This is a genomic window from Vibrio sp. CCB-PB317, from assembly GCF_022808245.1.
Lineage (GTDB): Bacteria > Pseudomonadota > Gammaproteobacteria > Enterobacterales > Vibrionaceae > Vibrio > Vibrio diabolicus.
In genome coordinates, this window is sequence record NZ_JALGNU010000002.1 from 187,183 (window position 1) to 201,494 (window position 14,312).

Genomic DNA, 14,312 nt, shown 5'->3' on the forward strand with positions numbered 1-14,312 from the left:
ACAAGCGCAGTTTGCTCTTCGTCACTCATAAAGGAAAGACAATGCCAACTAAGATCTTAGTGCCAGTTTTGGCTCTACTTCTCAGCGCATGTGGCGGCGACGGGGAGTCGTCAGCACCTGTAGACTGCGGCTCTCAAAACACAGGTTCCACATCGTCACAAGGCACATTTGCCGAGCAGATGCTCGCAGCGATCAACAGTGCTCGCTCTACTACACAACAGTGTGGCGCAACCACCATGCCACCTGTTGGGGCCCTGACTTGGAGCTACGATTTGGAAAGCGCCGCTTATCGACATTCAAGCGACATGGCGAACAGCGATTTCATGAGTCATACAGGCTCTGACGGCAGCAATATGTCAGATCGAGTCAACGCAACGGGCTATGCTTGGAGCGCTATTGGTGAGAATGTCGCCGTAGGGCAAAGTTCCATTAACGCCGTCGTTAATGCTTGGTTATCGAGCGAAGGTCACTGCCTAAATATCATGAGTTCGGATTTTGATCAGATGGGCGCGTCGCTTGTCGAAAATCACTCGGCAAGCTACGGGTATTACTGGACTCAGGTTTTTGCCAAACAGCGCTAATGCGATAAATAAACCTGATAGATAAACTAAAACGCCAGCAGTAACCATCTGCTGGCGTTTTATTATTTACGTCTCTTTTAGCTTGTCAGGTTACGAAGTTTTGGATCATCCGTCAGGTATTCAACGAATTCGATCTCAAAACCTGCCGGGTCAACAAAATACACATTCTTGCGATATGGCTCATCAGCCCCAGGTTGGGCAATCGGATAACCTGCATCGGTCAGTCTTTGTATGATGGCTTCGACGTTATTGGTCACATAAGCAAAATGCGCTAGCCCTACTTGGTGGCCGCCCAACTCGCGGTTCTCTCCTTCACCGTGGTCACTCATCGCAATATATTGATACTCGTCGCCAAAATGTAGCCAGTTTCTTGGCTTGCCACTCCATTCGCCTTTCCCCTCATCACGCACGTACCAATGTGGAAATGCAGTTTGATAAAACTTCAGCATTTCAGGGATGTTTTTCACGACTAAATTAATATGTTCTAGTTGGATCATGATGTGCTCCTTTTTGTCATTTCCTAGCCAACGATGAACATGCTAAAACCTCAAGTTAAGTCGAGGTAAAGAGCTTTTTTAAAATTTTTTAGGGTTGGTATCTTTGGATCTTGATACATGGAGAGATTCGGTGGGGTGGTACTTTGAATCTGCGAGTTGGGTTAGGTGCTTGCAACCCTCTTTCATCTTTTGTTTGTTCGTGCTAATCATTTTCGAGCGAGTTTGTGGTGAGTAGATTCCCTGTCTCACCTAGGTTCGCGGGAATGACGTGAAGAGAGCGCTAAACGAACAGTGTCATTCTGAAGGAGCCTAAGCGAGTATTCAGAGTCTATTTGCAGCGCGTTTCGATGCTGGTGGTGTGAATTGAATTATCCGCGATTGTAGAACTTGCCACCGTGAGCTCGGAGTGCTGAGATCTTTAGAGTTTGATACAAGCGCAGGTTAGGTGGGGTTGGTGGTTTGAGGTTGAGAGGAGGATCATGTTCAGAACCCTCTAACCGTTGATGCGTCACGTGTATGTGTATGAATTTCTTTCGTTCAAGCTTGCGGTGGGTAGATTCCCAGTCTCACCTAGGTTCGCGGGAATGACGTGAAGAGAGCGCTACACGAACAGCGTCATTCTGAAGGAGCCTAAGCGAGTATTCAGAATCTATTTGCAGCGCGTTTTGATGCTGGTGGTGTGAATTGAATTATCCGTGACTGTAGAACTTGCCACCTTAAGCACGGAGTGCTGGGGGATGTACTTACACCCCTCCCCAAAAACCAAAAAAGCCAGCAGTTAATAGTTAATATCTGCTGGCAAAGTCTTTGGGCTTTTAGGTTTTTTGATTTTATTTCTTGTTACTCATCGCTGTCACGGTGCCCCGATTGGTTTTCCGGGGAAGAAAACACCGCACCGTGCGCTTTGTGCTCAAGAAATTGGAGATTAACCTTGCTTACGGATTAGGTAGTCAAACGCGCCTAAGCTTGCTTTTGCACCTTCACCCATCGCAATGATGATCTGTTTGTAAGGAACCGTCGTTGCGTCACCCGCTGCGAAGACACCTTCTAGGCTGGTTTCACCACGGCTACCAACTTCAATTTCGCCGCGCTCAGAAAGCGCTACTTCTGAATCTTTTAGCCATTCTGTGTTCGGTACTAGACCGATTTGAACAAAGATACCTGACAGTTCAATCTCTTTGATTTCATCTGTGTTGCGGTCTTTGTACTTCAAGCTTGTTACGCGAGTACCGTCACCCACAACTTCAGTAGTTTGCGCCATCGTGATGATGTCGATGTTTGGTAGTGAGTTCGCTTTGTCGATAAGTACCTGGTCTGCGCGAAGTACGTCTGCAAATTCAAGAACGGTTACGTGCTCAACAATACCTGCTAGGTCGATAGCCGCTTCGATGCCTGAGTTACCACCACCGATAACCGCAGTTTTCTTGCCTTTGAACAACGGGCCGTCACAGTGTGGGCAGTACGCGACGCCTTTGTTGCGGTACTCTTGCTCACCCGGAACGTTCATTTCACGCCAGCGTGCACCAGGGCTTAGGATGACACTCTTACTTTTCAGTGTTGCACCGCTTTCAAGTTGGATATGAATCAAGCCATCATCTGTGTGCGCTGCGCCCATCAGTTTTTGCGCTTGTTGCTCAGTCACAACGTCTACGTCATATTCTTTTAGGTGCTCGGCTAGGTCAGTCGCCAGTTTTGGACCTTCAGTACGTTTTACCGAGATAAAGTTCTCGATTGCCATGGTGTCCATCACCTGACCACCGAAGCGTTTAGCGACAACGCCAGTGCGAATGCCTTTACGCGCTGCGTATAGTGCAGCTGCACTACCACCAGGGCCACCGCCGACAACTAGCACGTCGTATGGGTCTTTTTCGCTCAGTGCTTTGGCGGCTTTCTCGTTCGCGCCGTCATCTACTTTGTTTAGGATTTCAGTCAAAGACATACGGCCTTGTCCGAATAGCTCTCCGTTCACGAATACGCTTGGTACGGCCATGATGTCGCGCTGTTTCACTTCATCTTGGAAGAGTGCACCGTCGATCATGGTTGCTTTCACTTTCGGGTTGATTGCCGCCATCATGTTGAACGCTTGAACGACGTCTGGACAGTTTTGGCACGACAGTGAAATGAACACTTCAACTTCCAACTCTTTATCTAGCGCTGCGATTTGTTCAATCACTTCCGGCTCTAGTTTGGCTGGGTGACCACCAGAGTGCAGCAATGCCAATACCAGAGAGGTAAATTCGTGACCCATTGGTAGGCCAGCAAAGCGAAGTGCTGTGCCTTTTACTGGGTTGGTCACCGTCATCACTGGTTTACGTGCGCTTGCGTTGTCGTCACGTTCAACGGTGATAAAGTCGCTCATCTCTGCGATTTGGTTCGCCAGAGACAGAATGTCATTCGATGCTTTGCTTTCATCTAGACTAACCACTAGACGAGCGTCTTCTTTTACATTAGCCAGATATTGTTTGAGTTGTTGTTGGATCGCTTGGTCTAACATAGTTGTTGTTACCTTAAATAAACAAAAGAGTGGTTACTCTGGATAAAATCAGTAGGGTGAGAGCAAACCAGGCAGAAGGTCGTCAAGGTATCTAACCTGGAATGCTCTCTAAGTTAAGCGTCAATTAGCATGTCAAATTGAGCTTAAATTCAGTGGCTTAGATTTTGCCTACTAGGTCTAGAGAAGGAGCTAGCGTCTCTTCGCCTTCTTTCCATTTCGCTGGGCAAACTTCACCTGGGTGTGCTGCTACGTACTGAGCTGCTTTTACTTTGCGTAGTAGGTCTTCTGCGTCACGACCGATACCTTCAGCAGTGATTTCCATTGCTTGGATAGTACCTTCTGGGTCGATTAGGAACGTTGCACGGTCTGCAAGACCTTGACCTTCACGCATCACACCGAAGTTGTTTGTGATGTTGCCTGTTTGGTCGCCAAGCATGTAGTACTGGATCTTGCCGATTGTTTCTGAGCTATCGTGCCAAGCTTTGTGAGTGAAGTGTGTGTCTGTTGATACTGAGTACACTTCAACGCCGCGTTTTTGTAGCTCTTCGTAGTGGTCTGCTAGGTCACCTAGTTCTGTCGGACATACGAATGTGAAGTCTGCTGGGTAGAAGAAGAATACAGCCCATTTGCCTAGAACATCTTGTTCTGTTACTTCAACGAATTCGCCGTTTTTGTATGCTGTAGCTGCAAATGGTTTGATCTTTGTATTAATCATTTTTACTTTCCTCAGAATGTTTTAGGGTGAGCAGTTCTTGCTTTCGGAAAGTATATTCGCATTGGAACGTGTTTAAGGAAAATCGCTTGTAACTATCCTATTGATAGTCATTTCCTATCTTTCTTAATAGGGAAACCCGATATAAGTGAGTTTGCTTTGATAGGTTTTATTGAAGAGGAAGGCCAAGTGGTAATAGAGAATACCGATGATGACCTTTAAGAGATCGTCTGGCTAAGCTCGAAAGAACCTGCATTTCGGCAGGCTCTTTCTAATAAGAAGTGGGGAAGCTGATGCTTTTATTTTTTAGTTCAGATTGTCGAGCACCTTGCCGCACAACTTCTTCAGCATGATCATTTCATCCAGCTCTAACGTGATTTTACACATCATGGCGTTTGGCACTGACTTGGCTTGCTCTTTGAGGTCACGACCTTGCTCGGTTAGGTTGAGTACGCGAACGCGCTCATCGGTTTCACTACGACCACGCTCTACATAGCCTTTCGCTTCTAGGCGTTTAAGCAGCGGCGTGAGCGTGCCTGAATCCAAATGCAGTTGCGAGCCCAATTCTTTAACGCTGGCGCCGTCTTTCTCCCACAACACCATCATCACTAAGTATTGCGAATAAGTCAGATCAAGTTCGTCCAGCAAAGGGCGGTAAGCTCGGATCACCGCATTTGCTGCACTATAGAGCGGAAAGCAAACTTGGTTTTCGAGTAAGAGTTTATCGTCGTCGGTCATGGTGTTGTCGGTGTAACACTGGCTCATTGGCGTTGCCTACCTGCTCACAGAGAAAGAGAGTAACAAAATAAATTGTGCACAATATAGTTGCAAACGATCTTTACTTCGATATAAGATTGCAGGCAATTAAATTGTGCACAACTTAAATTAAGAAGGACACTCGCATGACTACTCTATACAAAACTCAAGCTACTGCTTTGGCTGGTCGTAATGGTCAAGTAAAAACAGATGACGGTCTTCTCGATCTAGAGCTGTCATACCCGAAGGAAATGGGCGGCACAGGTGCGGCAACTAACCCTGAGCAGCTTTTCGCAGCGGGCTATTCAGCATGTTTTTCTAACGCTATTCTGCACGTAGCACGTGAAGGTAAAGTAAACCTGAAAAGTGCACCCGTAACAGCGGAAGTGGGCATTGGTCCGAACGATAACGGCGGCTTTGTATTAACAGTGAGCTTAGCGGTAGAGCTAGATATGCCACAAGAACAAGCATTAGAACTAACGCGCATCGCACATCAAGTTTGCCCATACTCAAACGCCGTTCGTGGCAATATTGATGTTGCTGTTACAGTAAACGGCGAAGCGATCTAATCGATTTAGACATTATTTCTAATAGAAGGAAAGCCTGCGAACGTGCAGGCTTTTTTCGATTATTTGATGGCAGTGCAGAAGCTGACGTCTGCATGGTGCGTTTGTGGATCGTAGCTATGATAAAGTTCGAAGCAAGGTCGACAGTCGTTTTCAATACCAGATTCAACCACTTTGCTCATCAAATCATCCCATGCTTTAGGGTATTGGCTGAATTCGGTAATTTGCTGGCGCATCACCGCATATTGACCGCCGGGGAAGTCTTGCAGCTCAATGCCTTTTGGTACTTCGGTATCTTCTGGCACCATTAGACAGATGTCAGTACGACACTTCTCGTCTGGCGTGATTTCTGGGTTATCGTGATAAATGAAGATACAGGTATTACCCGCTAAACCTTTTATCCCTGCCCATTGATACAAGCGACCTGATGGCTCTTCATAGCCTTGGCCGTAAGGGCCGTTTACGCGAATGTAAGCCAGTTTTGCTTTATCAAAGTTTTGCGTTTCCATATTGTTGCTCCATGTTGTGAGTTCAGAGTCAGTATATGAATCGCTTAGGGCTCGTTCGTTTCCATTCTTGCGCAGTGCGTGTCCAATCTTGCTGTTTCGCGCGAGTTCAGAAAATTGCTGGTAGTTTTTACAGTCGCGAAAGGCGGTTGGTGTTACGCCATAATGCTGCTTAAACGCCTTAGCTAGGCTTTGCGAACTAGAAAAACCGTACTCTAACGCGATGTTCAGCACTGGTTGCTTTGATTTGAAAAGGTCGTCTGCTGCCGCCTCTAGCCGTAAACGTCGGATGAAGTCGGCTAATGTTTCGCCTTGTACCGCCTTGAAGATACGGTGAAAATGATAGGGAGAGAGGTTGGCTAGCGCTGCCACTTCGAGCAAATTGAGAGGATCGTTAAAGTGCTGTTCCAGATAGCGAATAACAGGAACGAGTCGTTGGTGATAATCGACACGCATGAGAGGGGCCACCCTTGTTTGATTTGCTCAAAGCGTACCGCAACGAAGCAAGGATTCAAGGCTAGTATCGAATAAATGCGTCGTAGTCATTTATTTCTGATTGTGATGCATTCTGTTGCGGGTAGGAGAGGGTTCTTAAGATGGCTTCTCAACGGTAATTGAAATCTGTTCAGAGCGCTTAATATCCCGTCAGCTCCATATAACCTGTCCCTGAATGAGAGCCCTCAATACGCACTGGGCCTTCCCAATAAGGCACAGAAAGCGGCATTTTCGCGTTCGGGTTGAGAGCAGAAACGGTAAGCTCAATTTGCTGATTTGGAATCGACACTTGCCACTGGATTGGATACTTTCGCCCTTGGATTTCTGTTTGCTTGGTCGCCTCTAACTGAATGTCTTTTTGTGGGATAGCGATGCCAGATCCATCTTGCTGCATCAGCCTTGCGCTGGAGTAACTGGCTTGTCCTGTTTTGGAATCCCGCAATTGGAACACTACCAAGCTGGTCTCGTCACTCAACCTTAGAGCAAACCAGTCCCAGCCTTGTTGTGAGTCGAGTAAGAATTGCGAGCTCCACTCTCGGTCTATCCAACCTTTACCCGACACTTGATGGGTTTCTCCGTCGATAGTGACTTCACCGGAGACATCAATAAACGGTTGGCTGTAGTAGTACGAAGCCACCTGACCATCGGCGCTTTTTGTGCTGTAACCTTGCTCGCCTTGCTTTTGATAAGGCGCACTGCTGTTAAGCGTCAGCGAATAGCCAAACTGTTCGGAGTTCGCCTTCAATGTGGCAGGGAAGAGGTCGTTGGTTGAAGAGGTCCACTGCCAATCATCGAGATAAACTCGAAATGGTGAAGTATCAACACCTGCTAGAGAGGCTTGGTCACGTGACCACTTTTCATCGGCGTAGTGTTTATCCGTTGTAGTGACCGCGCTGTGCGCCATGTAGATTTGCTGAGCTTGCCACTCGGTTTTCTTCACGTCATCTTCGCCCGTTGGCGGCGCAGCAGCAAAGCGAAATTGTGTCCATTGAACGCCAAGTGGGTTGCCGTCTTCATCAATTAAGTTAGCGGTTAAGTACCACCATTCATGACGAAAATCCGGGTGTGCTTGATGGTCTGCCGGGAAGGTGAGTTCAATCCTTTTTTCTACGGGTGTGAATAGGTTGCTCTCGCTTTGCGTATCTCCACTGCCCAGCAACGTACCCATATTTTGTGAGCCCATATTTTTTTGTTGGGGATCTTCACATCCAAATAGGATCAAGCTGCTTATGAGTAGAGTAAGTTTGCTTGCTAATCGAACCATCACAACACCTCGCTTTGCAAACTGGACACGACAGGCTTACTGACCAATCGCCACAGCGGAATCAAGGTTGCAATCACCGCCACCAAGATGGTGATTGCCGCAATGCAGAGGGCATCACTCCAATTCCACAGATAATTTAAGCTCCAACCAAAAGCGCGCAAGGTGACGATATCTGTCAGCACATAACCCACCATAGCTCCTAAAGGTAGGGCGATAACAAGAGTAAAACTCACCAAAGCAATGATCTGTCCGACCACCATGGTCATTAATTTACGACGGCTGACGCCAAGTGCATACAGTCTTGCAATGGCGGCTTTGCGCGCGTCAAGCAACATGAAGCAAGCACTGAACAAACCAATCACGGCGACCATCAAAGTCACGCCGTTGAGTGCGCGCGTAATGGCGAAGGTCTGCGAGAAAATATCCAACGCGATGGATTTGATTTGCGCCTGATCGTAGAGCTGACTTGGGTGTAGATTCAGTTGCTCGCGCAGTTGCTCGTAGACGATTTGTGGGTCCCCCGAGACTTTAATACCAAGGCTTGTTGGCAGGTCGGTAAAGCCACTCTCTTGCCATAATTTGGGTGCCAATAACACTTCACCGTTGGGTGAGCCGTAATCATGGAATACCGCACCCACAAGCAGGTTCTTATTTGGAACGGCATCAAGCGTGAGTTCGCTACCCAGTGATAAACCCAGTTTGACCGCGGTTGGTTCACTGATAGCGACTAACTCACCTTGGTAAAAGCGGGACCAGAAGTTCTCCAAATGCGATTTGAACACCATGGTTTGTTCTAAGGTGTCTTTGTCTTTGGTGCCAAGCAAAATCGGTAAGCCTTGCAGGTTATCGTCGACGTAGTATTGCTTGTAGACGGTCTCAACCTTGTCGAACTGCCCTAACGCGCGCTCTACATCAGCGATTTCTCCTTGGGCAGGGCTGACGTAAATATCGGCGTGTAGCCTTTGTTCTAACCACTGTTTTAGGGTGGACTCGAAGCTACCAACTAGCGTGTTCATGCCCATATTGGCTGTAACGGCGAGTAGCAGCGCCATCATGGCGAGAGAAAGCGGAGAAATCAGCTCACGCAGCTCGGCAAACAGGTATTGCATCAAACCGGAAGTGGTGCGCTTCTCACACCAATTGGCTAATACGCTGAGTGTTTTGGGTAGATATAAAGGAATCGACACCACAAGCACGCCGAGCCACGCCATGGTAAAACGATGATGCTCACTCAGCCACAAACCTGAAAGCGCGAAAGCCGTCAACGCAATACCTATCACGAACAATTGGTTTTCGTTAGAAGCTTCAGGTGCTTGATAAAATCCGCCATGAGAGGAGAGCAGTTGGCGCACTCGCTGTTTAAAGTGCTGCCAACATGCCAATAGGGTTGCGGCTAAAGTGAGCAGCAGCGCTTGCACCCACCATTGCCACTGCCAAGTGCCGGGCAGCAGTGTCGCGCCATAAAGTTGTTCTAAAGTCAGTGCCACGGTCGGATGTAACCAGTGGCTAAGCTGCATGCCCAATACAAAACCGAGTGAAGCACCGATGGTAACGAGAATAGTGAGTTCAACTAACAGCGCAGAGAACACAATGCTCGACGCAACACCTGCCTGTTGAATTTGTACTAACAGCCGATTGCGTTTAAGCAAGCTGTACTTTACGCCGTTGTAAGCAATGAAAAGCCCGACTAAAAAGGCAAGTAAGCTCATCGCGGTGAGATTGAGGTGAAAGCTGTCGGTCAGCGAGCCAAGGTCTGTACTTTGGTTATTGGAAATCCATTGTCCTTGCTCACCAATGATGCTTTGCCAATTTGCTTGTGTGCCTTTATTCCCTTTATCACCCGAATGGAAAACCGCAATGTAACTGAGCTGCCCTTGTTTATTGAGCAGTCGCTGGGCAAAGCCAATGTCCATCAACATTCGGCTACCTAACTGCCATTCGTCTGGTAGCACCACTACTTGGGTTGGGATGTCGTCCAGAGTTAGGGTTTCTACCTCTCCTAAGTTTTGATGTTGAGATTGGCTCATCATCACGATTGGCTTGCCAGCTAAAAGCTCAGGTAAAGGCAAAGCACTGTCGAACAAAGACACGTTCTGTTGGTTTTCTGAAGAATAGCGCGAACGTGAAGAGATGGCGGCAATCAACTCGCTACCTTGTACTGACCAGCGTCGACCTTGTTCGTCTCTCACTCGCCCTTCGATTACAGGTAGCGCTGCACTGAGCCCGTTTTGTCTAAGGGTGAAGTAGAGCGATTCGGGCAGATAGTTTTGCCCTGCTGGTGGAATAATTAAGTTCTGAGCTTGTGCGCTAAGCTGCTCGGTAGACTCAGCATAACTGCGCTTGGCATTGAGGTTGATGGCTTGCACCGCAACAAACAAGGTCACAGCCAGCACAATACCGATCAGAATCGCGGCGGCTTGCAGTGGTGCCTGCCGATAGTGCGCTACAAACAGATTCAGGGAGAGTCGAGTATGAGTAAATCTGGTGTTTGATAGCTTAGCTTGCTTCATGGCGAAGCTCATGTTTGTTTACTTGATGACTGTTCTGTAGCTGACCATTATCCAATCTCAGCCGTGTTTTCATAAACTCAGCACATTCAGGGCTGTGTGTCACCAATAGCACGGCGGTATTGCCTTGGGTGGTGATTTCACTGAGTAGTTTCATTACTTCTAACCCTGCTTTTTGGTCGAGGTTTCCTGTGGGTTCATCAGCAAGTAGCAGTTTAGGTTTGTGTGCCAATGCGCGCGCAATAGCGACTCGTTGTTGTTGGCCGCCGGAAAGGGCAGAAACATGCCTGTCGAGAAGTTGGCTGATGCCTAGAGTCTCGACCAAATAATCGCACCAGTCGCTCCATTTTTGTTGATTCAAATGCAGAGGGAAGGCGATGTTCTGCTGCACGTTGAGCGGCGTTAATAGGTTGAATTGCTGGAAGATAACACCGAGTTTTTGGTGTCGAAATCGGCTCCATTGTGGGTCTTTCCAAGTCGCTGTGTTATCACCATCTAACCACAATTCACCATCGGAAAGTGGCTCAAAGCCAGCGATGACATTGAGTAAGGTACTTTTGCCGCTACCACTGGCGCCCGTCAGCGCAACACTCGCTCCTGTGTTCAACGTAAAGTCGACGCCTTCCAACACGCGATGTGTCTCTTTGCCATCAACAAAGCTTTTGCTGGCGTGTTTGAGTGTGACAAGTGGGCTTTCCATTTCCTCCCCCTACAATCAAAAGGTGTCGTTTCTTTTGGCAATGGCTATTGCAGTTCGTTCTTTAGAAACTTTAGACAACAATCAGATAAAAACAGCGATTTACATCGATTTCTTAATAACTTGTACTGAAAAGAAGAGGGAATAGATTAAACGAGAAGGGGATATGACAGGCATTAAAAAAGCCCGAGTCAGACTCGAGCTTTCAAAGAAATTCAGCGTGGTTAGCTTACACGTAGTACGCTTCAACTTCGCCTTTAAGTTTGATTAGCATTGGGTTACCGAAACGGTCTTTTGCTTTAGGAGAAGCAATTTTTACCCAACCTTCGCTGATGCAGTATTCTTCTACGTCAGTACGCTCTTGGCCGTTGATACGAATACCGATTTGGTGCTCGAAGCATTCTTTGATGAAGAATGGGCTACGTGGGTTACCCGCTAGGCGATCTGGTAGAGCTGGTTTAGCTGTATCTGTCATTTTGTGTGACCTTGAAGTCATTAAAAAAAGTGCGTCATTGTAGTCAGTGCAAGGCGAGTGTTCAAGGATTGTGACTGGTTTTAATGGACCGAACTGCAATAAAGCCCTGATTTTTATCTATCTCCTTTTGCTCTTTCGGTGAGCCCTTTTAAAACTAATTCAATCATTATCTTTTTATCATTTTGATTCTCTTACTAGTCAACAGTTTCTCAGGTTCTCGTTGTTTATACTATGGTTATTAGGTGCGATAAGTATTAGGAAAACAAATGGAACTTGTGATCTTAGCTATCGCTAGATTTCGAAGTGATCAAAAAGAAGCAATGAGTAAAAACTTCGTCAATTTAGCGCAGTGCTTAACTGAGAATGGACATCATGTTGTCACTGTTTCTCCAACTGAGTTTCGTTCTCATATTAAGGTTGAACAACATACCTTTCGTAATGAGAGTCGATATGAATCTCTGTTTGAGGGGCTGATGAATCTAATTTACTTATGTAGAGAGCTCAACAGGCTGCTCGAGAAAACCAACAGTGCGAAGGTTAACCTACACATTGCTACGCCTGTAGAACTATTGGTGGTTTTTTTCTTTTTAAAATCTCGATATCAAAAGCAGACGACTTTATCCATTTGGCAGTCATATTTGACCTTAGACGAGGTCCGTAATAACAAGCATTATTTTTTTCGGAATTGGTTTAAGTATTTACATTTACTTCTATTTAATTCGTTTATCAGTGCGCCTTTATACAAGCGTTTGTTAGACAATTTTTGTCAAGCGATTGTGCACAGTAACTACCAGAAATTTCAGTTATCTTCTCTGTCTCATTTGCCAGTATATTTCATTCAAAATGGGGTTTTTTCTGAGCACTTTTCGCGACCTAATCCTGCAAAGCAGACACAAAGAATGTCTTTACTTTATATCGGGCATTCTAAGCCATCAAAAGGCGTTGACGCTTTAATTGAATTGGCTGCAATACTAAAGAAACGAGAATATATCGACTTTGATCTAACTCTCTGTCTCAGTGGCTTCGGCGACCAAGCAAATATAGAGAAACTTGTTTCTAAACATGAGCTACATCACCAAATAGAATTTAAAGAGAGCATTGATATTTCAGTTGAGATGGCGAGTGCAGATTTGTTGGTTTTACCACTAAGGACATGTGTCGGAACGAGCCTAACACCTAACCTAATCGTGGAGGCGGTATCTTGCGGATTACCGATTGCGATTCCTGATTTCGAGCAATTATCGGATGTTATTCAATTTGGTTCTAACGCCATTGAAATTGATCTGGATGATTTAGAAGCGAGTGCAAGTGCGATAGAGAACGGTTTTAAGTTAGGTCAACTTGACCAGATGTCTAGAAATCAAATAGAGCAGTTTAAAGTTCGTTATACGTTAGAAAGTTTTGTGTCTGGCTATACGCGAACACTCGGCCTTGGGTAGGAGGGAGTATGGATAAAATTAGCTTTATCGCTCCGTGTTTTAATGAAGAGTCTGTCATCGAGGAGTATTACTCGCGTTTGTCCGAAATTGCTAAGCAATACGATCAGTATTTGTTTGAGTTTGTTGTAGTTAATGATGCTAGTGTTGATAAAAGTGCAGTAATTTTAGACAAGCTGGCTATGGCGGATGAACGATTAGTGATCGTGCATCTTGCTGCGAATGTAGGGCAGCAAACCGCTTTGTTTGCTGGAATCGAAGCTGCAACTGGAGATATTAATATTACCATTGATATTGATCTTCAAGATCCCCCAGAAGTTATTACACAGTTCTTAAAAGAGATCGATAAAGGCTTTGATATCGTCCATGCCCAACGCTTGTCGAGAAGAAATGAAACCGCTTTTAAGCTAATTAGTGCAAAATTGTTTTACCGCTTTTTATCCCTAACTTCTCCCGCTAATTTAATTGAAGATTGCGGTGATTTTCGGGCATTTACTAAGCCAGTTAGAGAGGCCATTTCATGTTACCGAGAGAAGCACAAATACTTGAGGGGTATTTTTGCCATTATCGGATTTAATCAAACCATTATTCAATATGAACGTGATGGTAGACATGCAGGAGAAACGAAGTATTCACTTACTAAGATGTTTGCTTTAGCGTCAGACGCGGTACTTAATTTTTCCCGCTTTCCTATTCAACTGATGTTTGTTATCTCAACATTGATGTGGTCACTTGGCTTGTTATATCTCACCAAAGCACTAGTAAGTAAGTTCGTTTTTGGCACAACTGTCGATGGTTGGACATCAATCATCTTTTTCCAAGTCTTTTTCTCAGGGATTTTATTGTTCTTTATTGCCTTAATCGGCTCTTACGTCGGGCGAATTTTCGAGCAAGGTCAAGACCGACCCGATTACATTATTCGTTACACAAGGAATATAAAGAGTAGCGATGAAGATAGTTAAGTTTGGTTCAGTGGGTATCATGAATACTCTGGTCAGTTACCTCGTTTTTTGTGTGCTTATTTATTTTGATGTCTATTATTTGACATCTTCTGTTTTGTCTTTTTTAGTGGGTTCTGCCTTTAGTTACATCATGAACTCAAGATATACGTTTTCTGTTTGTGCAAATGTAAGAAGCTTTTTTAAATTCATCACCATAACGGCAGGATCATTGTTCTTGAGTGTTTTACTGCTTTATATCTTTAAAAGTATTGTAGGCATTCATGTTCTCATTTCGCAGATTTTAGTCGTGTTGATTCGTTTCCCAATTGTATATCTATTAATGAAACGCATTGTCTTTAATCAAGCTCATTTGTTTCAGCGCTGA

Annotated in this window: 14 protein-coding genes; 5 read left to right on the plus strand and 9 right to left on the minus strand. The window is 45.6% G+C overall.

Annotated elements, in window-relative coordinates:
- Positions 1–41: 41 nt before the first annotated feature.
- Positions 42–581 carry a CAP domain-containing protein gene (locus tag MTR11_RS10045; RefSeq protein WP_243327431.1) on the plus strand — a complete coding sequence of 180 codons (540 nt, stop codon included), beginning with the start codon at positions 42–44 and terminating at the stop codon, positions 579–581.
- 77 nt (positions 582–658) lie between these two features.
- Here the strand turns inward: MTR11_RS10045 and MTR11_RS10050 are convergent, their stop codons facing one another.
- The 4 genes from MTR11_RS10050 to MTR11_RS10065 form a co-directional block, all read right to left on the minus strand.
- On the minus strand, positions 659–1,078 hold the full coding sequence (locus MTR11_RS10050; RefSeq protein WP_006740863.1) for a VOC family protein: 420 nt from the start codon (positions 1,076–1,078) through the stop codon (positions 659–661).
- Positions 1,079–2,003: 925 nt separating this feature from the next.
- Complete coding sequence (gene ahpF / locus MTR11_RS10055) at positions 2,004–3,572, minus strand: alkyl hydroperoxide reductase subunit F (RefSeq protein ID WP_243327432.1); 1,569 nt, start codon at positions 3,570–3,572, stop codon at positions 2,004–2,006.
- A 157-nt stretch (positions 3,573–3,729) separates the two neighbouring features.
- Positions 3,730–4,287, minus strand: coding sequence for an alkyl hydroperoxide reductase subunit C (ahpC, locus tag MTR11_RS10060; protein ID WP_005395542.1), 558 nt, complete (start codon positions 4,285–4,287; stop codon positions 3,730–3,732).
- A gap of 303 nt (positions 4,288–4,590) precedes the next feature.
- Positions 4,591–5,049, minus strand: coding sequence for a MarR family winged helix-turn-helix transcriptional regulator (locus MTR11_RS10065; protein WP_145472412.1), 459 nt, complete (start codon positions 5,047–5,049; stop codon positions 4,591–4,593).
- Positions 5,050–5,186: 137 nt separating this feature from the next.
- Between MTR11_RS10065 and MTR11_RS10070 the strand changes: the two genes are divergently transcribed.
- The gene (locus MTR11_RS10070; protein ID WP_046875669.1) at positions 5,187–5,609 is read left to right on the plus strand and encodes an organic hydroperoxide resistance protein; all 423 of its coding nucleotides are present in this window, start codon (positions 5,187–5,189) and stop codon (positions 5,607–5,609) included.
- Positions 5,610–5,668: 59 nt separating this feature from the next.
- Here MTR11_RS10070 and MTR11_RS10075 read toward each other — a convergent pair whose 3' ends face one another.
- The 5 genes from MTR11_RS10075 to MTR11_RS10095 form a co-directional block, all read right to left on the minus strand.
- Positions 5,669–6,568 carry an AraC family transcriptional regulator gene (locus MTR11_RS10075; RefSeq protein WP_243327433.1) on the minus strand — a complete coding sequence of 300 codons (900 nt, stop codon included), beginning with the start codon at positions 6,566–6,568 and terminating at the stop codon, positions 5,669–5,671.
- Between the two features lie 178 nt (positions 6,569–6,746).
- Positions 6,747–7,871, minus strand: a complete 1,125-nt coding sequence (locus MTR11_RS10080; protein WP_243327434.1) for a lipocalin-like domain-containing protein — start codon at positions 7,869–7,871, stop codon at positions 6,747–6,749.
- The gene (locus MTR11_RS10085; RefSeq protein WP_243327435.1) at positions 7,871–10,381 is read right to left on the minus strand and encodes an ABC transporter permease; all 2,511 of its coding nucleotides are present in this window, start codon (positions 10,379–10,381) and stop codon (positions 7,871–7,873) included. Before MTR11_RS10085 ends, MTR11_RS10080 begins: the two co-directional genes overlap by 1 nt.
- Positions 10,368–11,078 carry an ABC transporter ATP-binding protein gene (locus tag MTR11_RS10090; RefSeq protein WP_243327436.1) on the minus strand — a complete coding sequence of 237 codons (711 nt, stop codon included), beginning with the start codon at positions 11,076–11,078 and terminating at the stop codon, positions 10,368–10,370. Before MTR11_RS10090 ends, MTR11_RS10085 begins: the two co-directional genes overlap by 14 nt.
- Positions 11,079–11,304: 226 nt before the next feature.
- The gene (locus MTR11_RS10095) at positions 11,305–11,550 is read right to left on the minus strand and encodes a DUF3297 family protein (protein WP_005374689.1); all 246 of its coding nucleotides are present in this window, start codon (positions 11,548–11,550) and stop codon (positions 11,305–11,307) included.
- Positions 11,551–11,816: 266 nt separating this feature from the next.
- Here MTR11_RS10095 and MTR11_RS10100 point away from each other — a divergent pair, with 266 nt between their 5' ends.
- Genes MTR11_RS10100 through MTR11_RS10110 form a run of 3 tightly spaced genes read left to right on the plus strand, consistent with a single transcriptional unit; the run spans position 11,817 to position 14,312 of the window.
- Positions 11,817–12,989, plus strand: coding sequence for a glycosyltransferase (locus tag MTR11_RS10100; protein ID WP_238935380.1), 1,173 nt, complete (start codon positions 11,817–11,819; stop codon positions 12,987–12,989).
- 8 nt (positions 12,990–12,997) lie between these two features.
- Positions 12,998–13,948: a glycosyltransferase family 2 protein gene (locus MTR11_RS10105; RefSeq protein ID WP_134646230.1), complete on the plus strand. Its 951-nt coding sequence runs from the start codon at positions 12,998–13,000 to the stop codon at positions 13,946–13,948.
- Positions 13,935–14,312: a GtrA family protein gene (locus tag MTR11_RS10110; RefSeq protein ID WP_025520528.1), complete on the plus strand. Its 378-nt coding sequence runs from the start codon at positions 13,935–13,937 to the stop codon at positions 14,310–14,312. Before MTR11_RS10105 ends, MTR11_RS10110 begins: the two co-directional genes overlap by 14 nt.